The sequence below is a fragment of the uncultured Enterovirga sp. genome, assembly GCF_964242715.1.
Lineage (GTDB): Bacteria > Pseudomonadota > Alphaproteobacteria > Rhizobiales > Beijerinckiaceae > Enterovirga.
On sequence record NZ_CAXTAZ010000011.1, the window covers coordinates 79357 to 101707 of the forward strand.

The 22351-nt window shown below is 69.7% G+C and carries 26 protein-coding genes, 1 tRNA gene and 1 pseudogene; 11 read left to right on the forward strand and 17 right to left on the reverse strand.

Annotation, left to right across the window (positions count from 1 at the left end):
- Window positions 1–111: 111 nt before the first annotated feature.
- From ACFE87_RS08105 to ACFE87_RS08125, 5 genes are all read left to right on the forward strand, one after another.
- Complete coding sequence (locus ACFE87_RS08105; RefSeq protein ID WP_375459119.1) at window positions 112–1071, forward strand: LysR substrate-binding domain-containing protein; 960 nt, start codon at window positions 112–114, stop codon at window positions 1069–1071.
- Window positions 1072–1116: 45 nt separating this feature from the next.
- Entirely contained in the window at window positions 1117–1779 is a 663-nt protein-coding gene (locus ACFE87_RS08110; protein ID WP_375459120.1) for a peroxidase-related enzyme, read from the forward strand.
- A gap of 79 nt (window positions 1780–1858) precedes the next feature.
- Window positions 1859–2881, forward strand: a complete 1023-nt coding sequence (locus ACFE87_RS08115) for an ABC transporter substrate-binding protein (protein ID WP_375459121.1) — start codon at window positions 1859–1861, stop codon at window positions 2879–2881.
- A 173-nt stretch (window positions 2882–3054) separates the two neighbouring features.
- Window positions 3055–3807 (forward strand): ABC transporter permease, encoded by a 753-nt coding sequence (locus ACFE87_RS08120; RefSeq protein WP_375459122.1) that lies wholly within the window; start codon window positions 3055–3057, stop codon window positions 3805–3807.
- The gene (locus ACFE87_RS08125; RefSeq protein ID WP_375459123.1) at window positions 3795–4562 is read left to right on the forward strand and encodes an ABC transporter ATP-binding protein; all 768 of its coding nucleotides are present in this window, start codon (window positions 3795–3797) and stop codon (window positions 4560–4562) included. The genes ACFE87_RS08120 and ACFE87_RS08125 overlap by 13 nt, the downstream gene beginning before the upstream one ends.
- Before the next feature lie 2 nt (window positions 4563–4564).
- On the opposite strand, the gene ACFE87_RS08130 is transcribed toward ACFE87_RS08125, so the two are convergent.
- The 7 genes from ACFE87_RS08130 to ACFE87_RS08160 all read right to left on the reverse strand — a co-directional run bounded on the left by ACFE87_RS08130 (window position 4565) and on the right by ACFE87_RS08160 (window position 9310).
- Window positions 4565–4783, reverse strand: a complete 219-nt coding sequence (locus ACFE87_RS08130; protein WP_375459124.1) for a hypothetical protein — start codon at window positions 4781–4783, stop codon at window positions 4565–4567.
- A gap of 65 nt (window positions 4784–4848) precedes the next feature.
- Complete coding sequence (locus ACFE87_RS08135) at window positions 4849–5061, reverse strand: hypothetical protein (protein ID WP_375459125.1); 213 nt, start codon at window positions 5059–5061, stop codon at window positions 4849–4851.
- Between the two features lie 80 nt (window positions 5062–5141).
- The gene (locus ACFE87_RS08140; RefSeq protein ID WP_375459126.1) at window positions 5142–6545 is read right to left on the reverse strand and encodes an amidase; all 1404 of its coding nucleotides are present in this window, start codon (window positions 6543–6545) and stop codon (window positions 5142–5144) included.
- A 32-nt stretch (window positions 6546–6577) separates the two neighbouring features.
- Window positions 6578–7717, reverse strand: a complete 1140-nt coding sequence (locus tag ACFE87_RS08145; protein ID WP_375459127.1) for a M48 family metallopeptidase — start codon at window positions 7715–7717, stop codon at window positions 6578–6580.
- A 17-nt stretch (window positions 7718–7734) separates the two neighbouring features.
- On the reverse strand, window positions 7735–8292 hold the full coding sequence (locus tag ACFE87_RS08150) for a LemA family protein (RefSeq protein WP_375459128.1): 558 nt from the start codon (window positions 8290–8292) through the stop codon (window positions 7735–7737).
- A gap of 144 nt (window positions 8293–8436) precedes the next feature.
- Window positions 8437–8513, reverse strand: a tRNA-Arg gene (locus ACFE87_RS08155).
- Window positions 8514–8584: 71 nt separating this feature from the next.
- Window positions 8585–9310: a GyrI-like domain-containing protein gene (locus tag ACFE87_RS08160; RefSeq protein WP_375459129.1), complete on the reverse strand. Its 726-nt coding sequence runs from the start codon at window positions 9308–9310 to the stop codon at window positions 8585–8587.
- A gap of 62 nt (window positions 9311–9372) precedes the next feature.
- Here ACFE87_RS08160 and dapF point away from each other — a divergent pair, with 62 nt between their 5' ends.
- The 3 genes from dapF to ftsY all read left to right on the forward strand — a co-directional run bounded on the left by dapF (window position 9373) and on the right by ftsY (window position 12935).
- Complete coding sequence (dapF, locus tag ACFE87_RS08165; protein ID WP_375459130.1) at window positions 9373–10278, forward strand: diaminopimelate epimerase; 906 nt, start codon at window positions 9373–9375, stop codon at window positions 10276–10278.
- Window positions 10278–11519, forward strand: a complete 1242-nt coding sequence (gene mtaB / locus ACFE87_RS08170) for a tRNA (N(6)-L-threonylcarbamoyladenosine(37)-C(2))-methylthiotransferase MtaB (protein WP_375459131.1) — start codon at window positions 10278–10280, stop codon at window positions 11517–11519. Before dapF ends, mtaB begins: the two co-directional genes overlap by 1 nt.
- 78 nt (window positions 11520–11597) lie before the next feature.
- Window positions 11598–12935: a signal recognition particle-docking protein FtsY gene (ftsY, locus tag ACFE87_RS08175; protein ID WP_375459132.1), complete on the forward strand. Its 1338-nt coding sequence runs from the start codon at window positions 11598–11600 to the stop codon at window positions 12933–12935.
- Here ftsY and ACFE87_RS08180 read toward each other — a convergent pair.
- Together ACFE87_RS08180 and ACFE87_RS08185 are read right to left on the reverse strand one after the other, a co-directional pair.
- Window positions 12932–13327, reverse strand: coding sequence for a type II toxin-antitoxin system VapC family toxin (locus ACFE87_RS08180; protein WP_375459133.1), 396 nt, complete (start codon window positions 13325–13327; stop codon window positions 12932–12934). The two genes, ftsY and ACFE87_RS08180, sit on opposite strands and share 4 nt — an antisense overlap.
- The gene (locus tag ACFE87_RS08185) at window positions 13324–13584 is read right to left on the reverse strand and encodes a type II toxin-antitoxin system VapB family antitoxin (RefSeq protein WP_375459134.1); all 261 of its coding nucleotides are present in this window, start codon (window positions 13582–13584) and stop codon (window positions 13324–13326) included. Before ACFE87_RS08185 ends, ACFE87_RS08180 begins: the two co-directional genes overlap by 4 nt.
- A 65-nt stretch (window positions 13585–13649) precedes the next feature.
- Here ACFE87_RS08185 and ACFE87_RS08190 point away from each other — a divergent pair, with 65 nt between their 5' ends.
- Both ACFE87_RS08190 and ACFE87_RS08195 read left to right on the forward strand, forming a co-directional pair.
- Window positions 13650–14264, forward strand: coding sequence for a septation protein A (locus tag ACFE87_RS08190; protein ID WP_375459135.1), 615 nt, complete (start codon window positions 13650–13652; stop codon window positions 14262–14264).
- A 10-nt stretch (window positions 14265–14274) separates the two neighbouring features.
- A complete protein-coding gene (locus tag ACFE87_RS08195) occupies window positions 14275–14652 on the forward strand; it encodes an HNH endonuclease signature motif containing protein (protein WP_375459136.1) in 378 nt (125 codons plus the stop codon).
- Between the two features lie 152 nt (window positions 14653–14804).
- Here the strand turns inward: ACFE87_RS08195 and ACFE87_RS08200 are convergent.
- From ACFE87_RS08200 to ACFE87_RS08230, 7 genes and pseudogenes are all read right to left on the reverse strand, one after another.
- A pseudogene (locus tag ACFE87_RS08200) lies at window positions 14805–15317 on the reverse strand (DsbA family oxidoreductase); the annotation flags it as partial.
- The gene (locus ACFE87_RS08205; protein ID WP_375459137.1) at window positions 15314–15937 is read right to left on the reverse strand and encodes a DsbE family thiol:disulfide interchange protein; all 624 of its coding nucleotides are present in this window, start codon (window positions 15935–15937) and stop codon (window positions 15314–15316) included. The gene ACFE87_RS08205 and the pseudogene ACFE87_RS08200, both read right to left, overlap by 4 nt.
- Window positions 15930–16097, reverse strand: a complete 168-nt coding sequence (gene ccmD, locus ACFE87_RS08210; RefSeq protein WP_375459138.1) for a heme exporter protein CcmD — start codon at window positions 16095–16097, stop codon at window positions 15930–15932. Before ccmD ends, ACFE87_RS08205 begins: the two co-directional genes overlap by 8 nt.
- Window positions 16097–16867 carry a heme ABC transporter permease gene (locus ACFE87_RS08215; protein ID WP_375459139.1) on the reverse strand — a complete coding sequence of 257 codons (771 nt, stop codon included), beginning with the start codon at window positions 16865–16867 and terminating at the stop codon, window positions 16097–16099. The genes ccmD and ACFE87_RS08215 overlap by 1 nt, the downstream gene beginning before the upstream one ends.
- A 52-nt stretch (window positions 16868–16919) precedes the next feature.
- Window positions 16920–17579 (reverse strand): heme exporter protein CcmB, encoded by a 660-nt coding sequence (ccmB, locus tag ACFE87_RS08220; protein WP_375459140.1) that lies wholly within the window; start codon window positions 17577–17579, stop codon window positions 16920–16922.
- The gene (gene ccmA / locus ACFE87_RS08225) at window positions 17576–18265 is read right to left on the reverse strand and encodes a heme ABC exporter ATP-binding protein CcmA (RefSeq protein ID WP_375459141.1); all 690 of its coding nucleotides are present in this window, start codon (window positions 18263–18265) and stop codon (window positions 17576–17578) included. The genes ccmB and ccmA overlap by 4 nt, the downstream gene beginning before the upstream one ends.
- 30 nt (window positions 18266–18295) lie before the next feature.
- Window positions 18296–18955, reverse strand: coding sequence for a DNA-3-methyladenine glycosylase family protein (locus tag ACFE87_RS08230; RefSeq protein WP_375459142.1), 660 nt, complete (start codon window positions 18953–18955; stop codon window positions 18296–18298).
- A 38-nt stretch (window positions 18956–18993) separates the two neighbouring features.
- On the opposite strand from ACFE87_RS08230, the gene gluQRS reads away from it, so the two are divergent.
- Window positions 18994–19875, forward strand: coding sequence for a tRNA glutamyl-Q(34) synthetase GluQRS (gene gluQRS / locus ACFE87_RS08235; RefSeq protein WP_375459143.1), 882 nt, complete (start codon window positions 18994–18996; stop codon window positions 19873–19875).
- On the opposite strand, the gene ACFE87_RS08240 is transcribed toward gluQRS, so the two are convergent.
- A complete protein-coding gene (locus ACFE87_RS08240; RefSeq protein ID WP_375459148.1) occupies window positions 19872–21887 on the reverse strand; it encodes a M23 family metallopeptidase in 2016 nt (671 codons plus the stop codon). The two genes, gluQRS and ACFE87_RS08240, sit on opposite strands and share 4 nt — an antisense overlap.
- Window positions 21888–22351: the final 464 nt, after the last annotated feature.

Below are 22351 nucleotides of genomic sequence, written 5' to 3' on the forward strand. Positions count from 1 at the left end.
GGTCGACGCGCGCCGAAGGGCCAATGCGAATACGACCAATCCGGAACAGCCTGGACCAGCCGGACGATCAATGCCAATGCCTATACACGAAGGAAGCCATAGGCGTGGGTTATGAATACGGCCGGGCTGTCGCTGCGCGACCTCGAATATGTCGTCGCCATCGAGGAAGAGCGTCACTTCGGGCGCGCTGCCACCCGCTGCAACGTCAGCCAGCCGGCTCTCTCGGCGCAGATCCGGAAGCTGGAAGGCTCGCTTGGCCTTGCCCTCTTCGAACGGACGAGCCGGCGCGTGCTGGCGACCGCCGGGGGCGAGGCGGTCGCACGGCAGGCCCGGCGCGTTCTGGCCGAGGCGCATCGGCTCCTCGAGATCGCGCGGGCAGGGCAGGGCAGCGGCTTCGCCGGTCGCCTCGCCCTGGCCGCGATCCAGACGCTCGGCCCCTATCTGTTTCCGCTCGTGCTCCGGCGATTGCGGGCCACCTTCCCGGATCTCGCCTTGAACCTGAGCGAAGGCCGAACCGCCGAACTCCTCGAGAGCCTGCGCGAGGGTCGGCTCGACGCCGCGCTCCTGTCCTTGCCGATCGAGGCGGGAGGGCTCGCGGTCGCTCCCCTCTTCCTCGAACCCTTCTGGCTCGCCTGCCCGGCCGACCATGCGCTCGCCCGGGCGGACCGCCTTGAGCCGGCACAACTCGCCGGACCAGGCCTCCTCCTCCTCGACGAAGGCAATTGCCTGCGCGACCAAGCCCTCGCAGCCTGCGGTGCGGCGCAGGCCGGCCGGCACGCGACAAGCCTCGAGACGCTTCGGTCCATGGTGGCGGCGGGCGCTGGCTACACGTTGCTGCCTCGCTTGGCTGCTCGCGACGGCGCCGATCCGTCCGGCCTCCTCGTCTGCCGCCCTTTCCCGGAGCGGGAGCCGGGCCGCGTCGTGGCGCTGGTCTGGCGCGCCTCCGACCCGCGCCAGGAGGGTTTTGGCGCGCTCGCCGCCTTCTTTCGCCGGGAGACGCCGGAGGGAACGCAGGCGCTCGACCAGGATGGCAGGCCGTCCGCTGAGGCCACGACCTCGCGGACGGCATGATGTAAGCCGGCATGTAGGCCCGGACGGCCGGACAGGGAGGTGACGATGGCGAAGCGGAAAACGGCTGCCCAGGCCCAAGACGCTGGCCCTGCCGGGGCAGCAAAGCCGAAGAAGCCCGACATCGGCCTGAAGCCTGCGCCGCAGCTGGATCGTGAGGCGACGGCGCTCGGTCTGCCGCCCGGCGAGTTGTCGCCGGAGATGGCGGCCTATCTTGCGAAATGCGACGAGAAAATCGGTTTCGTGCCGAACGTGCTCACGGCCTACGCTCACGACACCGCCAAGCTCGGCGCCTTCGCCGCGATGTATAACGACCTCATGCTGGCGCCGTCCGGCCTGTCCAAACTCGAGCGCGAGATGATCGCGGTCGCGGTCTCCAGCCAGAACCGCTGCTACTATTGCCTTGTCGCCCACGGCGCCGCTGTCCGGCAGCTCTCGGACGATCCCTTGCTCGGCGAGTTGATGGCGATGAACTACCGCGCGGCCCGGCTCGAACCCCGGCACCGTGCGATGCTCGACTTTGCCGTGAAGCTCACGAACCAGCCCTGGACGATCGAGGAGGAGGATCGCGCCGCGCTGCGGGCGGCCGGCTTTACGGACCGCGACATCTGGGACGTCAGTGCCGTCGCATCGTTCTTCAACATGACCAACCGGATGGCCTCGGCCGTCGACATGCGGCCGAACCCGGAATACCACGCCCAGGCCCGCTGACCTCCGCAGGAACTTTGTAGTTTCGCCGGCTATTACAGCCCTGATAGGGGTTTCTCGACCCCTTCAGGATATTCCTTCCATGTTGTCCAGGCTCCTAGCAGCCGGCGCACTCGCCGCCGCTTCGCTCCTCCCGTCTGCCCCGGCCTCGGCGCAGGTCGCCATGCGGGTCGGCGTGATCCCGATCGTGGGTGCGGCGCCGATCTTCGTCGCGAACGGGGCCGGCTGGCTCAAGGCGGCGGGAATCGACACGCGGGTCACGACATTCGAATCCGGTCCGAACATGATCCAGGCCCTCGCCTCGGGCACGATCGACGTCTACGTGGCCGGGGTGATGCCGCTCGCGGTCGCGCGATCGAAGGGCATCGAATCGAAGGTCCTCACCGCGACGGCGATCGAGGAAATGGTCTTCGTCGCCGGCCCGAAGCTCGCGGCCTATTTCACCGACGGAGTCTCGGCCGCGGATGCCCTCAAAGCGTTCCGGGCGAAGGAGGGCAAGGCGGCCAAGCTGGCTGCCCAACCGCCGGGCTCGGTGCCGAACACGACCCTCCAACACTGGCTCTACGCCGTGTCGAAGGCCGACAAGGGCGATACCGAGATCATCTCGATGGGGATCGATGCGACCCAGCAGGCGGTGCTGGTCGGCGCGGTCGACGGCGCGGCGATCCGGGAGCCCGCGCTCACGATCGTGCAAGGCCGCAATCCCAACATCAAGCTGGTCGCGACGGGAGGCCAGATGTTCCCGTCCCAGCCCGGCACGGTGGTGGCCGTGACGCCCGCCTTCCTGGCCGCGCAGCCGGCCGCCGTGCAGTCGTTGGTCGACGGCCTCGTCCGGGCCGACGCGCTGCTCAAGGAGAAGCCGGCCGAGGCCGCGCCCTTCGTCGAGGCGGCGCTCGGCAAGGGCATCGTCGACGCGGCGACCATCACCAAGGCCCTGACCTCGCCCGCCTCCCGCTTCGTCGCCGACCCTCGCGTGATCATCGAGGCGACGGCGAAGATGCAGGCCTACCAGGTTTCGATCGGCACCCTCGACAAGGAAGCGCCGCTCGAGGGCCTGTTCGAGCCGCGGTTCTACGAGCAGGCGGTTCGGGCGGCGAAGAAGTGAGCTTTGGCTTCTGCCCAACCGTTGTTCCACACAGAGCGTCATGCTGAGGAGTGCCGCGAAGCGGCGCGTCTCGAAGCACGCACAACGGCCAAGCGTGCTTCGAGACGCAGGCTGCGCCTGCTCCTCAGCATGACGCCGGAGGTGGAACACTTTTCGCTGTGGCGGGTCCTGTCGTGACCCGTCTCACCCGCACCGCCCTCGCGGCGCTCGGGCTCGCGCTGTTCCTCGCGGTTTGGGAGGCGCTGCCCCGGCTCGGCCTCCTGAACGCGACCCTGGTGCCGCCGCCATCCGCCATCCCTGCCGCATTCGCGAGCGAGGTTCGCTCCGGCATTTGGATCGCCGCCGTCCTGTCCAGCCTGTCGCATTACACGACCGGTCTCGTGGTGGGCGCCGGCTTGGGCGTGGCGCTCGGGATCGCGAGCGGCATGTTCCGCCTCGTCGAGGACCTGACCGCCTGGATCGTCCGCCTGATCCGCCCCATCCCGGGTCTTGCCTGGGTACCCTTCGCGATCATCTGGTTCGGGGTCGAGCCCTCGGCCGCCGTCTTCATCATCGCGATCGGAGTGTTCTGGATCGTGTTCTTCGCCACCCAGGGCGCGATCCGGGGCGTCGACCGCGACCTCGTCGAGGTGGCCCAGGCCTTCGGCTTCCGGTCGGCGGGCGCGCGGCTGGTCAAGGTGCTGCTGCCATCCGCGACGCCCGGGATCATGGTCGGGCTCCGGACCGCCCTCGGCCAGGCTTGGATGGCGGTGGTCGCGGCCGAAATATTCGGCGTGCCGGGTGTCGGTCAGCGCATGATGCAGGCGTCCAGCCTCCTCGCGACCGACATCGTGCTCGTCTACATGCTCACCATGGCCGGCCTCTACGGCCTTATCGACACCGCCTTCGTGGCGGCTCAATCCTGGCTGCTCCGATGGCGAGCGTGATCGACATCCGCGGCCTCGCGCTCACCTACGAGCGCGACGGCCGCCGGACCGAAGTGCTGCGCGGCCTCGATCTTTCGATCGAGCCGGGCGAGTTCGTGGCGATCGTCGGCGAATCCGGCGTCGGCAAGTCGACCTTGCTCCGGGTGCTGATCGGCCTCGCCGAGCCCAGCGCAGGCACGGTCACGGTCCGGCCCTCGCCCGGGCGCGAAGCGGGCCGCCTGCCGCCGATGGCGCTCGTCTTCCAGGATTCGCGGCTCCTGCCCTGGCGTCGGGTGATCGCGAATGTCGGTTTCGGGCTCGAATGGCACGGCGTCGCGGCGGCCGAGCGAAAGCGGCGTGCCCAGGCCATGCTCGACCTCGTCCGGCTCGGCGACCTCGCCGGGCGCTGGCCGCACCAGCTCTCGGGTGGGCAGCGCCAACGCGTGTCGCTCGCCCGGGCCCTCGCGGTCGAGCCGGACGTGCTCCTGATGGACGAGCCCTTCTCGGCGCTGGACAGCATGACCCGCGAGGGCCTGCAGGACGAACTCCTGCGCATCCGGCGCGAGACCGGGCGCACGATCCTGTTCGTGACCCATGACATCGATGAAGCCGTCTACCTCACCGACAGGGTCATCGTCCTCACGGGCCGGCCTGCCGGGATCGGGGCTGACGTCCGGGTCGGCATCCCGCAACCGCGACGGCGACGCGACCCGGCCCTCGCCGAGATCGGCCGGGCCCTCCGGGCCGAACTCTCCCAGCTCTCGTCGGAACTCTGACGTTATTGCGCCGCCCGGCGCGAGCCGTCGAGGATCGCTTGCGGCTCGAAGGTCGCGCCGGCCTCGCCGGTCCTGTTCCCGCAATGACGGCAGATGTGACGGAAGAGGAACTCGCTTTCGCGGGTGCGGCGCTCCAGCTTCTGCTCAAGCGTCTCAGGTGCAGGCGCGAAGCCTTGCGGGTTGACCGTGACGGCGAGCGGCCCGGACGTGGTCTGGGCCAACGCCGCGCCGGCCGTCAGGGCGAGTGCGCAGGCAGCGATCAGCCACGCCGCCAGCGTCGTGTGTTTCAGGCCCGGTTCCGCAGCTGGTCCGGCTCGGAGCCGCTTCGCTCTTCCGGGCGAGCGCCGTAGACCTGCACGGCGCGGCTGGAGAGCGATCCCGCACCGGTCTCGCCCATCGCCGAGGAGGCTGCCGCGAAGGGCATCACCTGACGGGCGAGATCGCCGAAAGCCCGGGCGAGCCGGATCCGGCTTGTCCGTTGATCGGTCGTGCTGGTCATGACGTCCATCCTCCGACCCGCGGAGACTACGGTCCGGCGCTTGGCCCCGTCCTGACGAAGGCGTGCAGCCGCCGTTCATCTCAGGAACGCGGCCACGCCGGGAGTGGTTCGCGCATGGTTTCGTACGCGGCCGCGAGCGCGAGCACCCCCTCGTCGTCGAAACGGCGGCCCGCGATCTGCAGCCCGATGGGAAGGCCGCCGGACGTCATTCCACAGGGCAAGGAGGCTGCCGGCTGTTCCGAGAAATTATAGGGCACCGTGAAGCCAATATGCTCGAAGGGCCGGGACGGGTCGTCGAGGGGAGACGCCATCTCGGCCGGAAAGGCCGCGACGGGCGCGACCGGTGAGAGGACCGCGTCGTAGCTGCCGGTGGCCGCGAGCGTGGCATCCCGGATGGCGCCGATCTGGCTGAGGCCGCGGTAGACGTCAGCCCCCGTGAGGCTGCGTCCCGGTTCGGCCCATTGCAGGATGTAGGGCAGGATGCGGGCGCGCTCCGCCTCGGAGAGGAGCACGATGTCGGCCCAGGCGCGCTGGCGCCAGAAGGCGTCGAGCCCGTCCAGCATGGCCCGCGTCATGAACGGCCGGACCGGTTCGACGATCGCGCCGGCGGTCTCGAAGAGCCGAGCTGCCGAGACCACGGCCTGGTCGATCTCGGGATCGACGGCCATACCGATGCCGGGATCGCGCCAGAGGCCGATCCGTATCCCCTTGAGGTCGCGGTCCAGCCGATCGAAGCGGAGGTCGGCCGGCGGCAGGCTCATGCCGTCCCGCGCATCGGAGCGGGACAGCTCACGCATCATCAAGGCCGAATCCGCGACCGTGCGGGTCATCGGTCCGGCCACTCGCCCCCAATAGGGCGGGTCGACCGGCACGCGGCCGAAGCTCGGCTTGAGCGCCACGATCCCGCACCAGCCGGCCGGCAGCCGCACCGAGCCGCCGATGTCGGTGCCGAGATGAAGAGGGCCGTAACCGGCCGCCGCCGCTGCCCCCGCTCCGGCGGACGACCCGCCGGGCGTCTTCGAGAGGTCCCACGGATTGCGGGTCAGGGGATGGAAGCTCGACAGCCCCGAGGACAGCATGCCGTAATCCGGCATGGTGGTCTTGGCGAAGATGACGGCCCCCGCCTCGCGGAGGCGTGCCGCCGGCGGCGCGTCGGTGGCGGCGGCGGCGAGTTCGCGGGCTGCGGTGCCGAGGGGCATCTTCGCGCCCTTCGTCGCGATATTCTCCTTGATCGAGACCGGCACGCCTTCCAGCGCCCGCGCCTCGCCCCGCATCCAGCGCGCCTCCGCATCGCGGGCGGTCCCAAGGGCTTCTTCCGGCCGGAAGTCATAAAGAGCGCAGAGTTTCGGCTCCCAGGCCTCGATCCGGCGGAACACGGCCTGGATAACGTCGACGGGTGACGCTTCGCGCGACCGGAAGGCAGCCAGGAGGTCGACGGCGGAGAGGTCGGCGAGGTCGCCAGACGGGGATGGGGCTTCGGTCATGCTTCTGGATACGCCGCCGGACCTCATTCGCGCTACCGCCCCGGCGAGGGCGGCGGAACGAACATACCGGGCGCGGAGGTGATGATCGTGTCCCTCGCAGCGGGCGACCGGAGCGGTTCCGATGGGTCCGGGGCACCGGCGAGGCTCGGGCCGGCGACCATCCCGGCCTCGCTCGTGTCGACCGCATCCGGCACAGGGGGAACTCGACCGCCCGCGAAACGGCCGAGCGCCGCGATGCGATCGTCGATCGCCGGATGCGTTGCGAAGAGGTCGGCGAAACCGGAGCGGGGATTGTCGACGCAGAGTTCCATGACCCCGGAGGGAACGCCGACGAGCTCGCCTCGGCCGCGGATCTTCACGAGCGCGTTGATCATCGCATCCGGGTTCTTGGTGAGTTCGGCCGCGCCGGCATCGGCCAGGTATTCGCGCGACCGCGAGAGCGCGAACTTGATCACCTGCGAGAGCAGCCAGACGACCAGCATGATCACGACCGCGATCAGGATAGCCGCCGCCGCCCCGCCCTTCTTCTTGCCGGAGCCACCTCCGAAGCTGATGCTCCGCGGCCCGCGGGCCATCATCTCGCCCGCGAAGGACAGGATGCCGGCGACGACGACCGCGATCATCATCGTGCGGACGTCGTCGTTTCGGATGTGGGTCAGCTCGTGCGCCAGCACCGCTTCGAGCTCCGCCTCGTCGAGCGCGGCGAGGAGGCCGGTGGTGACCGTGATCGCATATTGCTCGGGCTTGAGCCCCGTCGCGAAGGCGTTCAGCGCCTCGCTCTCCATTGCGCGGAGCCGCGGGACCGTCATGCCGCGGGCGATGCAGAGATTCTCCACGAGCTCGTAGAGCCTGGGATGGGTGTCCCGCGACGCCTCGTCGGAGCCCGTGACCCTGTCGATGAGGGCTTGGTGGACACGGTAGGCGACCGCGATCCAGATCCCGGCGCCCGCGATCGCGAGGGGGCCGAGCCATACGAGGTCGTGCCAGGCGGCCCGGACGTAGCTCCCGACGCCGTCCGGGTAGCCGGCCGGGAGCTCGCCGCTCCAGCCCCGCATGAGGAGTGCGATGCCGAAGGCCAGTACGAGCACCAGCACGAAGAGCCCGGCCAGGAGGACACGCGAGCGGACCCGGTTCGCCCGGATATGCGTGTAGAGTCCGAAGGCGGGCAGCATGGCGATGCCCCGCCGGGCTAGAACTTGACCGCGGGCGGCGCGTCCAGCGTCTTCCGCTCGGTCTCTCCGAGGTCGAAGAACGGGCGCGGCTGGAAGCCGAGCGAGCGGGCGAAGAGCGAGGCCGGCAGGGCTTCGATCCCCGCATTATATTCGGCGGTCGCGTTGTTGAGGAAGCGCCGCGAGGCCGCGAGCTTGTTCTCGACGGAGGACAGCTCGGTCTGGAGCTGCTGGAAATTCGTGTTGGCCTTCAGGTCGGGATAGGCTTCGCTCAGGGCGAGGAGGCGGCCGATGGCGCCGCCGAGTGCCTGCTCGCTGGCGGCCTGCTGAGCCGGGCCCTGTGCGGTCATGGCCGCGTTTCGAGCCTGCACCACCGCCTCGAGCGTCCCGCGCTCGTGGCCGGCATAGCCCTTCACCGTCTCGACAAGGTTCGGGATGAGATCGTGACGCTGCTTCAGCTGGACGTCGACATCGCCAAAAGCCTGGGACACGCGCTGCCGCAGCGTGACGAGCCCGTTATAGGTGACGACCAGATAGAGGAGCAGCAGGACCACCGCCCCGAGCAGAACCCATTCCATTGCCGATACCCCTTCGCCCAACCCGACGAGCGGCCGCAGGCCGGCTGCCGTGACGCATTATGCGGAATATCGAGGTTCGGCCGCAATCAGGAACGAGGGATTGAGCCTTCGAGTAGGCAACATTGCGGAGCGCCGGCCGAGCCCTGGCGACCGCGGAGGGACTCGAACCCCCAACCTTCGCGTTCGAAGCGCGACGCTCTATCCGATTGAGCTACGCAGTCCTGCCGTTGGTGACGGCCTCTTTAGGTTTCGGCGAGCGCCCACGCAACCAATTTAGGGCCAATCCGGTCGGCTAGCGGGGCTGGACGTAGATGTTCACGAGGAGACCGACATCCGCCTGGTCGGACACGTCGTTCATGTATTCCTCGATGAACTGATCCTTGGCGACGATGTCCTTCACCTCGAGATAGGTCGTGATCGTCTCGTAGGTGGTGTCGATCTCGTCATAGGCGCCCTGGTGGACGAAGCGGAAGGCCTTGCCGGCGGGGCTGAGGCCAAACCGCATTCCGGCCGGCAGGTCGGGCGCGGGTGGCGGTGCGGAGGTGACCGGCACCATCGCCTCGAAACGGAAGGCGTCGTCCGACGTCTGCGTGAAGACGGCCAGCGGCCGCCCGATCGGCGCCAGGTTGCGGCGGGCGAGTTCGGCCTCGATGAGAGCGAAGGCCTCGCGCAGGGATTTCAGCCCGGTATTCCAGTCCCCTGTTCCCGGCAAAATCAGCACCGCCTTTTCGGGGAGGATCACCTCGTCGACATTGCCCGGATCCCCGGGCTGGGGGACGAGCGCCGGGCGAGCATCCCGCGCTCCAGCGCTCGTATTCGGGGCGGAAGTGGCGGGCGCCGCGCCCGAAGGCAGCGCGCCTGCAGGCGGCGGCTGGGTGATGGTCGCGGGCGGAGGCGAAGCCGGGCCGGCAGGCTGCGTCGAGCCCTGGGACGACACCAAGGTCAGCGCTGCCGCAAGCGCGACCCAACGACATACGGCTCTCATCCTGTATTCCCCCGAGGCCGTGACGGCGGCCATGTCGGCCCTCGCGACACGCCGTCCGTCGTCCGATATACGGGCCTGCAACCGGATTGTTCCCGATGAGTCCGCTCGCCGACAGCCGCTACCTCAAGATGAACGGGCTCGGCAACGAGATCGTGGTCGTCGACCTGCGCGGCCGGTCCGACCGGATCACGCCCGACGAAGCCCGGGCGATTGCCCGGGATCCTCGGACGCATTTCGACCAACTCATGGCGATCCACGATCCGTCGAAGGCCGGAAACGATGCCCGGCTCGCGATCTACAATGGCGACGGCTCGCTCTCGGATGCCTGCGGCAACGGGACACGCTGCGTCGCTTGGGCGATGCTCGACGACCCCCTCATGGCGCGACCGCTCGGCGGACGGCTCCGGCTCGAGAGCGGGGCCGGGCTCCTCGCCGTCGAGCGTGTGTCCTCCCACGTGTTCACGGTGGATATGGGCGTGCCTCGGCTGCGCTGGGACGAGGTGCCGCTGGCCGAGCCGTTCAACGACACGCGCCGGATCGAACTGCAGATCGGCCCCATCGACGCGCCGGTCCTGCATTCGCCCTCAGTTCTCAGCATGGGCAATCCGCATGCGATCTTCTGGGTGGACGATCCGGACCGCTACGATCTCGGCCGGATCGGCCCCCTCCTCGAACATCATCCGGTCTTCCCGGAACGCGCCAACGTCTCGCTGGCGGCGGTGCGGTCGCCCTCGCATATCGTGCTGCGCGTCTGGGAACGAGGCGCCGGGCTGACCCGGGCCTGCGGTTCGGCCGCCTGCGCCGCCCTCGTGGCGGCGGCCCGGAAGAAGCTCACGGGCCGGCAGGCGACCGTGACCCTGCCAGGCGGCGATCTCGAGATCAGCTGGCGCGAAGAGGACGGTCACGTCCTCATGACGGGCCCGGTGGAACTGGAATACGAGGGCGTCTTCGCCCCGGACCTGTTCGAGGACGTCCGGCTGGAACCCGGGCGCGCCGCCTGATGGCGGTGGACGCGCTTACCTTCGGCTGCCGCCTGAACGGCGCGGAATCGGAGACGATCCGGGGCCGGGCAGCCGCGGCGGGCTTCGCCGACCTCATGCTCGTGAACACCTGCGCGGTCACGGCCGAGGCGGTGCGCCAGGCCGGGCAGGCGATCCGACGGGCAGGGCGCGACCGGCCCGGCGTGCCGATCGTCGTCACGGGCTGCGCGGCCCAGATCGATCCAGCACCTTTCGCGCAGATGCCCGGCGTGACGGCCGTCTTCGGCAATGCCGAGAAGATGGAGCGGGACATCTGGCGACGACTGCGGGCCGGCTCGCTCGACCGCGTGACGGTCGGCACGATCGCGGCGACCGCGTCGCCTGAACCGGCAAGCGATGCCGGGGCCGGGCGGGTGCGGGCCTTCATCGAAATCCAGAACGGGTGCGACCACGATTGCACCTTCTGCACGATCCCGCGCGGGCGGGGGCGCTCCCGCTCGGTTCCGGCCGCGGCCGTGATCGCGGCCGTGCGGGTGGCGGCCGCGGGCGGTGCGCGCGAGATCGTGCTCACCGGGGTCGACGTCACGGCCTACGGCCCCGATCTCGGCACCGAGACGCGCCTCGGCACGCTGGTGAAGACGATCCTGGCGGCCGTGCCGGAGCTGGAGCGGCTCCGCCTCTCCTCGATCGATTCCGTCGAGGCGGATGACGATCTCCTCGACGCGCTCGCCACCGAGCCGCGGCTGATGCCGCATCTGCATCTCTCCTTGCAGGCGGGCGACGATCTCGTTCTCACCCGCATGAAGCGGCGGCATCGCCGTGCGGACGCGATCCGGTTCTGCCGCGAGATCCGCCGGCTCCGGCCCGACATCGTCTTCGGCGCCGACCTCATCGCCGGCTTCCCGACCGAGACCGAGGCAATGTTCGCCCGCTCGCTCGCACTGGTCGAGGAATGCGGGCTGACGCATCTGCACATCTTCCCCTATTCGGCCCGGCCCGGGACGCCGGCCGCCCGCATGCCCCAGGTCGCCGCATCGCTCGTCCGGGAACGGGCCGCGCGACTTCGGGAGGCCGGCGCAGACGCGCTTCGGAAGCATCTCGAAGCGCAGGTCGGCTCGCGCCAGCGGGTTCTCGTCGAGGGATCCGGGATCGGCCGGACGGAAGGCTTCGCGCTGGTCCGCTTCCCCGCGCCGCTTACCAAGGGGACGTTGCAGGAGGCCCGGATCGCAGGGCAGACGGGGCGCGAGCTTCTTGCCGCCTGAGGCGGGCAGGCGCGGATTCCGGCAAGCGCCTATATAGCGGATCGAAGCCCGCGGCGCGGCTGCGGCAAGGATGACCTGATGGCGTTGCAAGGCCGGAAGCCCGGTTGGCTTCTCGACAAGATCCTGGGCCGCACGGACGAGGCGCTGCCCCCTCCGGTGCCGCCGCAGGCGCCGGCTGCTCCATTCCCTCCGAGTGAGGATCCCGCGCCGGTCGAGCCCGCGCCTTCCGAGCTGCCGATCCTCTCGCCAGCCTCCCGCTCGGAAGGCCAGCCGGACTTCATGCCGGCCGCGGACGTGGCCGCGATCCCGGCGGTCGAGCCGACCGTGACGGAAGCCTCTCCGGAGACGCCGGTCGCCGCACGGCCGGTCGACGAACTCGTCGGCGCGACCCTGCAGCCCGTGGAGGGCGCGCCGGAAGGGGCGACTCTCCCGGGCGTTCCGCATCCGGGCCTGCCCGAAACGGCTGCACCCGCGTCGGCCCCGGAGACACGGCCGACCTGGTTCAGGCGTCTCGCGGACGGGATGCGCCGGACCTCGTCCGTCATCGGCGACAGCGTCACGAGCCTGTTCACCAAGCGCCGTCTCGACCGCGCCACGCTGGACGACCTCGAGGACGTGCTCGTCGGCGCCGATCTCGGCGTCGAGACCGCGACCCGCATCACGGCCGCGGTCGCGGGGGGACGCTACGACCGGGAAATCTCGGCCGGCGAGGTCAAGCGCATCATGGCGGCGGAAATCGAGAAGATCCTCGCGCCCGTCGCGCGCCCGCTCGTGATCGAAAGCGGCCGCAAGCCCTTCGTCCTCCTGATGGTCGGTGTGAACGGGGCCGGCAAGACCACCACCATCGGCAAGCTCGCCTCGAAATTCCGGCAGCAGGGCCTCTCGGTCACGATCGCGGCCGGCGACACCTTCCGGGCGGCCGCGATCGAGCAGCTGAAGGTCTGGGGCGAGCGGGTCGGCGCGCCGGTGATCTCGCGCGGGCAGGGCGCAGACGCGGCCGGGCTCGCCTTCGACGCTCTGGAAGAGGCGAGGGGACGCGGCGCCGACGTCCTCATGATCGACACGGCCGGCCGGCTCCAGAACAAGGCCGGGCTGATGGCCGAACTCGAGAAGATCATTCGGGTCGTCCGGAAGCTCGACCCCGACGCCCCGCACGCGACGCTGCTGGTCCTTGACGCCACCGTCGGCCAGAATGCGCTCTCGCAGGTCGAGATCTTCGCCAAGACCGCCGGCGTGACCGGCCTCGTGATGACGAAACTCGACGGCACGGCTCGGGGCGGCATCCTGGTCGCGCTCGCAGCCAAGTTCGGGCTTCCCGTCCACTACATTGGGGTGGGGGAGGGCGTCGACGATCTCGAGCCGTTCACGGCCGGCGACTTCGCCCGCGCCATCGCCGGGATCGAGGAGGCGGCCTAAGCCGGCAGCGCCGGCACGATGTCGGTCAGCCTGAAGTCCTTGCCTGTGAAGAGGAGCGGCGCTGACAGATACTTCGCGAGCGCATAGGCGAAACAATCGCCGTAGTTCAGCGCCGCTGGGTGCCGGCCCTTGCCGTATTGCGCAAATGCATCCGCCGCCAGCTGCGCCCGGGGCAGGTCCACCGGCACGACGTCGATTCTGTAGCGAGCGACGAAGGTGTCGAGGTTGCTACGTCCGGCGAGCCCCCGTCCCAGTGCTACCATCGCGCATTCCAGGTAATTTCCCGCGGACATCGACAGGCGGGGTGACGCGACCAGGATCTCCGCCAGTTTTCGTTCGTCCGGCTCGCCTTTCAGGATGGATATGAACACCGACGTATCGACGGTGATCATACCGGAAGGCCATTCTCGTCGTAGGCCAGGATCTCTTCGATCGGCCGGGGATCGACGATAGGGAGGGCGTTCCAGCGTTCGCGGAAGGCTCGGTTGAAGGCGAGGGCAGACTCGACCTCCGCCTCGATATCGCGCTCGAGCCGGTCCTTCTCCCGCCTGAGGAGGTCCAGGAGGAGGTCCGTCGTCCCCTTGCCTGTGCGACGCTTCAGCTCCGTGACGAGCGCCTCCGCCTCCCGGTTCTTGATATTGATGGACATGGCGGCCATCTCCCGATTACAGACAGGTTCACTCGTTTCTGTAACACGGGCAGGATGATCCGGAAATGGACGAAGCCGGCCCCTCGAAGCTCAACCCCTTCGTCAAGCTCGCGCTTGAACTCGGACCATTGGTCCTGTTCTTCTTCACCAATGCCTATTCGGATCGCTTCGGGGTGCCGCAGGACCGGCGCATCTTCGTGGCGACGGGTCTTTTCATCGCGGCCACGGTGGTGGCCCTCACGGTGCATTACATCCTGGTACGCCGGCTTCCGATCATGCCGCTCGTGTCGGCGGCCGTCGTGATCGTGTTCGGCGGGCTGACGATCCTTCTGAACGACGAGACCTTCATCAAGCTGAAGCCCACCATCGTGAACGCGCTGTTCGGGGCCGTGCTGCTGGGCGGGCTCTACTGGCGCAAGCCGCTCCTCGCGATCGTGCTCGATTCGATGCTGAGCCTGACGGAGGAGGGCTGGCGCAAGCTGACCTTCCGTTGGGCCATCTTCTTCTTCGTGCTGGCGGCCCTGAACGAGATCGTGTGGCGCACGCAGACGACCGACATGTGGGTAAACTTCAAGGTCTTCGGCATCATGCCGCTGACCGTCGTCTTTGCGCTCGCTCAGACGCCGCTTCTCATGCGCCACGAACTCAAGACCGACGCGAACCCGCTCCCAGGTCGCTGACGGCCCAGTTTTGCGTCCGCGCTCGCGACCTCGCCGCAGCTCGACCGACCAGCGGGCCGTCGAGGTCTCGCCCGAGTCCGATCCGGAGCGCTGCGGCCTGTGCGGCCGCCCGATCCCGCCCGGCGCCCGGGCGAGCCGACACCATCTCGTCCCGAAGCTGAAGGGCGGAGCCAAGCTGCCGACGGTGCTGCTGCATCAAGTCTGCCACAGCGCCATTCACGCCCGCTACAGCGAGGCGGATCTCGCCCGGCGATTGTCGGACCTCGACAGCCTTCGGGCCGAACCGGACCTCGCGCGCTTCCTTTCCTGGGTGCGGCGCAAGCCGGACGGTTTCCATGCCGCGACGCGCCGGACGGCAAAGCTCCGCGACGAGCGGCCGCGCCGGTGACCGCGTCGCTCAGGCCGGCGCTGCTGCGTGATCCGGGAGGCCGGCGCGCTCGCGCAGCAGGTCGACCCAATGCGCCGAAGGCTGCGCGCCCGAACGGCGGATCGTCCGTCCAGGACGAAGAAGGGGACGCCGGAAACGCCGATCTCGGCGGCGCGGCGCTCGAGGGCGGCGACCTCCCGGTCGAGCGCCGGGTCGCGGATCGCGGCGGCAGCGTCGGCCCGTTCGAGGCCGTGGCGGGTCGCGAGGTCAAGGAGGACGTCGTCGTCGCCGACATCGAGCGCCTGCTCGAAATACGCCGCCAGAAGTGCCTCCTTGACGGCATCTCCGCGACCAGCCCGGTTCGCCTGCATGATCAGCCGGTGCGCCTTCCGGGTGCTCGGGGTCCGGGTGACCCGGTCGAAGGCGAAAGCGATGCCCTCGTCGCGGCCGCGTTCGGTCATCTCCCGGTCGAGCGTCTCGCTCCGCTCGCGGCCGAATTTGCGGGCCCGGTAATCCGCCCGCGCCATGCCGCCCTCCGGCATGTCGGGGTTCAACTCGAAGGGCAGCCAGGTAATCTCGGCGGTGGCCCGGAGGTCCAGCTCGTCCAGGGCGCGCTCGAGCCGGCGCTTGCCGATGAAGCACCAGGGACAGATCACGTCCGAAAAGATCTGCAGCGTCAGGGTCATCGCGTCTTTTCCCCGGGCCGTCCGATGGCCCGCACCCGGGCCATGAAACCGGCCAATTCCTCGGGCGCGAGCGGGCCGACATGCTTGTGCCGGATGATCCCGTCCGGCCCGACCACGAAGGTCTCGGGCACGCCGTAGACGCCCCATTCGATCGCGACACGGCCGCTCTCGTCGGTGCCGAGGGCGGAGAAGGGGTTGCCGAGGGCGGTGAGGAAGCGTCGGGCCGCGTCCGGGCGGTCCTTGTAGTTGAAGCCGACCACCCGGACCGAGGGATCCTTGGCGAGTTCCATCAGGACCGGATGCTCGACCCGGCAGGGCGCGCACCAGGATGCCCAGACATTGACGATCGTGACCTTGCCGGCCGCGAGATTGGTATTCGAGAAGCCCGGCAGCGCCGCGCCGCCGACCCGTGCCCCTTCGAGCGGCGGCAGCGAGAAGGCCGGAACCGGCCGCCCGATCAGGGCCGAGGGCACGCGCGACGGATCGCCCGAATAGAGCCGCACCGCGAAGAGGGCTGCCAGCGCGGCGAAGGTCAGAAGGGGCAGGAAGACGAGCGGGCGAAAGGCCCGCCGGCTCGCAACGCCCGTCTCGCCCGCCGGCAGGGAGGCCGGATCAGCCATGCCGGGTCTCCTCTTTGCCCCGGGCCGGGCTCTCGAGGCGCGCCAGCGCCCGAAGCTGGGCGCGATGGTCGAACACGGCCCGGACAAGGAGGGCGGCGACGGCAAGCGCTGTCACGCCGTATGCCGACCAGATGTAGAACCCGTAATCCGCGCCGGGCATCAGGCTGAGACCGGATGCGGCGACAGGGTGCCGACGGAGCTGTCGTCGAGCCGCTCCGCCTCGATCAGGGTCAGGCGGCGCACGCGGCGGCGCAGCACCTCGGTCCTCATCCCGGCGAGATGCAGCGTGACCCCGAGGCAGGTGAAGGCCGCCGCCATGACGAGGAGCGGCTGCAGGATCGAGGAATGGATCGCCGGGCCGGACATCCTGAGGACCGACGCGCCCTGGTGCAGCGTGAACCACCAATCGACCGAGAATTTGATGATCGGGATGTTGATCGCTCCGACGAGCGTCAGGATGGAGACCGCCCGCGCGCCCTGGGCGGGGTCCTCGATCGTCCGCCAGAGGGCCAGGATGCCGCAATAGATCAGGAACAGGATCAGCATCGAGGTCAGGCGCGCGTCCCAGACCCAATAGGTGCCCCACATCGGCTTGCCCCAGAGCGAGCCCGTGACAAGGCAAACCAGCGCGAATGCGGCCCCGATCGGCGCCGCCGCCTTCTGCGACACGTCGGAGAGCGGGTGACGCCAGATCAGGCTGCCGAGCGCCGACGCCGCCATCAGCATGTAGAAGAACATGGCGAGCCACGCTGCCGGCACATGCACGAACATGATCCGGACGGTCTCGCCCTGTTGGTAGTCGGGCGGGGCCACGACGAGGGCGAGATAGAGCCCGATCGCGCCGAGGGTCGCGGTCGCGACGGCCAGCGGCACGACGAGGTATCGGGACCAGCGCATGAAGGCGCCCGGATTGGCGATCGCAGTCAGCATCCGTTCCAATCTACCTCATGGCCGGTCCGCTTCAATGCGGCGTTCGCGCCCGCTACTCCCCGGCGCGGAGCACCATGGCGGAGGCGAGGGTGCCGACGACGCCTGCCGACAGGGTGAGCGCCGCCAGGATGAGAAGGGCAGGGCGGGCGGCCTCTCCGGCCGGATCGGCGGCCGCGACACCGAAGATCAGGGTCGGCACCATCAGCGGTATGACGAGGATCGCCAGGATGAGGCCGCCTCGCCGCATCGTCGCCGTGAGCGCCGCCCCGACGGCGCCCAGGAAGGTCAGCGCCGGCGTGCCGACGAGGAGCGACAGGGCGGAGGCCCGCATTGCCTCCGGGCTCATAGCGAGAAGGAGGCCGAAGAGCGGGGAGGCGAGGGCGAGCGGCAGGCCGGTCACCAGCCAATGCGCTGCGACCTTGGCCAGGACCAGCATCTCCATAGGGCTCTCCGACAGCCTGAGGAGGTCGAGCGACCCGTCCTCCTCGTCGGCCTGGAACAGCCGGTCGAGCCCGACCAGCGTCGACAGGATCGCGGCGATCCACAGGATGGCCGGCCCGATCCGGGACAGGAGATTGAGATCCGGGCCGAGCGCGAAGGGGATCAGCGCGACGACCATCAGGAAGAAGACGAGCCCGAGCCCGCCCGATCCGCCCACCCGGGCGGCGAGCGCGAGATCGCGCCGGACGAGCGCCAGGAAGGTGCGGCTCACCAGCCTGGCTCGCCAGCAGCGGCGGAGGGGCCCGGCCCGCCGGCCGGCGAAACGGGAGCCGCCATCCCGAACTCGGCCCGCGGTCCGGATGGCCGACCGAGAACCAGCTCGCGGCTTCCCTCGAGAGGGAGCGGCATGTGGGTCGCCGCGATCAGGAGGCCGCCTCCGGCCAGGTGATCGCGCATCAGGGCCAGGACCATCGCCTGTCCGTCCTGGTCGAGCGCGGTCGTCGGCTCGTCGAGCAGCCAGAGCGGCCGTTTCGCGACGAGCAGGCGGGCGAGCGTCACGCGTCGCCTTTGCCCGGCCGACAGGTAGCCGACGGGAAGGTGGCCGGCCCGCGCGAGCCCGACCCTTGCGAGCGCTTCCGCGGGCGGCAGCCCTGGCGAGCCGAGGCAGGCGGCCGCGAAGGCGAGATTTTCGGAGGCCGTGAGCGATCCCTTCAGGCCGTCGCGGTGGCCGAGATGGTGGACGCATTCGCGCCGGGACCGCTCGCCTGTTCCCGACAGCGAGATCGTGCCGGCGGAGGGCCGGAGAAGACCTGCGAGCGCGGCCAGCAGCGTCGACTTTCCGGCCCCGTTCCGGCCGGTGACGAGAAGCGCCTCGCCCGGTCGGACGGACGCGGTCACGTCCGCGAAGACAAGCCTGCCGGCACGGCGGCAGGCGAGGGTCTCGATGTCGAGTTGCAACGCGGCTGTCCGGCTCCGTCGGCCCAGCTATCACGCAGGAAGGGGCGCGGCGAGGACGCCTTCGCGTGACGTCCGCTGCCGGTAATAGGCCCAGAGCATGCCTGCCGCGGCCGTGCGCCATGGCCGCCATCGCTCGGCGAAAATGGCCAGATCCCGAGCGGTCGGACGTGCCGGAAGCCCGTAGGCGAGCCGGGCTGCCTCTTGCAGCGCGAGGTCGCCGGCCGCAAAGGAATCGGGATGGCCGAGGCAGAACATGAGATAGATGTCCGCCGTCCAGGGCCCGATGCCGGAGACGGCCGTCAGACAGGCATGCGCCCGCTCCGCCGGCATCTCGGCGAGCCCGTCGAGTGGCAGCGTGCCATCCTTGATCGCGGCCGCGACCGCCCGAAGCGTGCGGATCTTCGCGCCCGAGAGGCCCGGTCGACGGAGATCCTCGTCGGAAGCCGCCAGGATGGTGTCGGGCGACAGGGGATCGATGCTCGCGGCAAGCCGCCCGTAGATCGCGGCGGCGCTCGCGGTCGAAAGCTGCTGGCCCATGACGATGGCCGCGAGGCCCGCGAAACCCGGCTCACGCTTTCGAAGCGGCGGCCGGATGCCTCTGGCGACGAGCTCCGCCATCACGGGATCCAGCCGCACGAGCTCGGCCAGCCCCGCCGCGAGCGCGTCCTCGGAATCGATCAGGCGAGCCACCGGCTGTCCTCTTGCGGCGGCTCGGCACGGTCGCTGCCGTGACACGGCCGCGCTTCCGTTTTGCTCCGAGCCCGAACGGGCGGCTGCATCTCGGCCATGCCTATTCCGCGCTCCTGAACGAGCGGATGGCAGAGGCGGCGGGCGGGCGGCTCCTGCTCCGCATCGAGGATATCGACCCGGTCCGGTCGAAGCCGCATTTGGTGGACGCGATCATCGCGGACCTCGCCTGGCTGGGCCTCCGTTGGGAGGAGCCGGTCCGGCGGCAATCGCAGCATCTCGAGGATTATGCTCGTGCCTCCCGGCAGTTGTGCGAGGCGGGTCTCGTCTATCCGTGCTTCTGCACCCGGTCCGAGGTGCAAGGTGCGGCCGAGGCAGCGCGCCCCGGCGAGCCGGCGCCGCGCGATCCCGACGGAGCGCCGCTCTACCCTGGCACCTGTCGGCGTCCGATCACCACGGACTGGGCGATCCGCGAGGCCGAGCACCGCGTTCCTGTCTGGCGTCTCGACACCCGGGCCGCGCTCGCGCGCCTTCAGGGCGCTCCGATCGGCTGGACCCGGATCGCGGCGGACGGGCAGGACAGCTGGCGCGAAGCTCGCCCGCTCCTCTGGGGCGATCCGGTCGTCGTCCGGCGCGACGTCGGGACGAGCTACCACCTGTCGGTCGTGACGGACGATGCCTTGCAGGGCATCACCCATGTCGTGCGAGGCCGGGACCTCGAAGCCGCGACGGACCTTCACGCGCTGCTCCAGGCTCTGCTCAGCCTTCCGGCACCGCTCTATCACCACCATGACCTCGTCCTCGACACAGGAGGTGCCAAGCTGTCGAAGAGCCTCGGTTCCGCCTCGCTCGACCAAGCCCGCGCCGCCGGAGCGAGCCCGGCCGACATCAGGCGCGCGCTCGGCTTCGAAGGCCGGCCCTAGCGCGGATCGGTCGAGGCGAGCTGGTTGGCGCCGGCCCTTTTCGAGATCGAGTCGATCTGGTCGCGCTGGCGTCCGAAATCCACCAGGGCACGGCCGTCGAGTTCGCGCCCGCGCGGGACCCGGATCTTCATCGGATCGACGAAACGGCCGTTGACCAGCACTTCGTAATGGAGGTGCGGGCCGGTCGAGAGTCCCGTCGAGCCGACGAAGCCGATGACCTGGCCCTGCCGCACCCGCACGCCCGGCGCGATGCCGCGCGCGAAGGCGGATTGGTGATTGTAGGTCGTCACATAGCCGTTGGTGTGCTGGATCTCGATCCGGCGGCCGTAGCCGCCGGAATCCCAGGACGCCTTGGTCACCGTCCCGTTTCCGGCCGCCAGGATCGGCGTGCCGATCTTCGACGCCCAATCGACGCCGGAATGCATCTTCCCGTAGCCGAGGAGGGGATGGAAGCGATTGCCGAAGCCGGAGCTCATGCGCGCGTCCAGGATCGGCTTGCGGACCAGGAACTTCTTCAACGAGCGCCCGGCCTCGTCGAGATAGTCGATCGTGCCGTCCTCCGCCTGGTAGCGGAAGATCCGGCGCACGTCGTTTCCGATCGTCAGGGCGGCGGATTGGAGTTCGAGCCGCTCGGTGCCGCCCTCCTCGTCGGTCGCATAGAAGATCTCGAACGAATCGCCGACAGCGACGCGGCGCTGGAAGTCGACATCGTAGCCGAAGATGCGGACCAGTTCCTCGACGGTCTGGCGCGGCAGGTCGTGTTTCAGGGCCGTCTCGTAGAGACTGTCGTAGAGGCGGGCGCCGGTGCCTTCGGCTTCCTCCTCCTCGTCCTCGGTGCCCGCGGGCCTGCCGTCAGTGCGGGCCGATTCGACCGGGGGCGGCGCCACGGAGACGAAAGCCCCACGGTCGTTCATGGCCGCGATGGCGTCGATCCCGCGCTCGCCATAGAGGACGGCCCGCATCACGGGCCGGGCCTGGCCCGGAGCGGGCGGCGGTGCCAGCAGCAGACGAAGCTGCATGCCTTCCACACTGCGCTCGCGGCCTCCCAGCGCGGCGAGGATCTGGCGGGCCTCCTCGGGACTGGCACCGGCGCCGCGCAAGGCGGCGTCCAGCGCCTCGCCGCGCCGGATCGGGACGGTGCGGTCGTCGAAGGCGAGTTCGCCCGCCCGAGCCGCCGATTTCGGCAGGCTCGTGACGTTTTCGGGCACGACCCGGACCTCGATCGACCGGAAGGTCGTGTCGCTCGCGGACGGGAAGAGGCCCGGAGCGGTTCCGGCCGCTGGTCCCTGCGGTCCGAAGGCGCGCGGCAGGATGGCCGGAAGAGCGTCGGCAACCGAGGCGCGTCGCCCGGCCTCTGCCGCCGCCCGGGCCGCCGCTTCGACCTGGATCGCCACATTCTCGTCCGAGAGGCTCGGTCCCGCGGGCTCGAGCATCAGCGTCGACAGGTCCGTCTTGACCACGGAGACGTCCGCATCCCCGGATTCCGGAATGGCCTCGACCGCCCGCTCCGCCTCGGCGGATGCGAAGAACCGCATCGGGTTGAAGGCCGGGATGTTGGTCGCATAGACGCCGCTCGTCAGCGAAAGGGCGGTGGAGATCCGGGTGAACGTCCGGACTTTGATCACCTCGCGGTCGCCGGCCCGGAGCGTCATCGGGGCGCGGTAGACCTGCTTCGCCGACGCGACCGTTTCCGCCCGCACTAGCTTATCGCTCTTACGGAGGCCGCCGCCCGGGCCGGCATCGGTTCGGCCGGACCCGGCCGGGGCCGGCTCGGCGAGTTCCGCGAAGGTCATCTCTCCTTGCGAGGAGACGTAGATGGCCGAGCCGATCAGGACGGTGCCGGCGAGAGCCGTCAGGACGCTGGCGCCGAGCCAGCGGAAGCTCAGGGCATGCCGGCTCGCCGAATGGGTCGGGGCCTCTATGTCGAGGGGCGGATCGTTGCCGAAATTCCAGCTCGGAGACCGGTACGGCGACGCCGTCCGGGCGGACCGGGCCGGTCTGTCCGGCCGCACGCCTGGCCCGGCGAAGGCGACGCGGTAGGGTGTGGAGTGGAACGTCAAAGAGGGAATCGCTTCCGCGCGGCGGTGACCATGACCGGGCCCAAGCCTTTGTTCAACACGACGGCGCCGCCGCTTCGACAGGCCCTTATGGCAGCCCGTCTGTGGCCGGAGCGTGGCCGCGCCTCGTCCGAAACGGCCGCGACGGAGACCCGGGGCCGACGCCGGTTCGTTGCGCAATCGTCGCAAAAAATTCGTCAACCGTGTTGACAGCCCCGGGGGGCGCGTCTAGAACCACGTCCATCGACGGCGGCCGGCAACGGCGGGCCGCCAAACGCTTCCTCGGATCAACGGGTTCACTTACCCGGCTTCGGCTGGGTCGGGTGAATTTGTCGCCTGCGGAATCGTGTTTAGTCTCGATACCGCTCTTTGACAAGTGAATATGGAAAGAGAAGCGTGGACGGCGGGGTCCTTGCGGA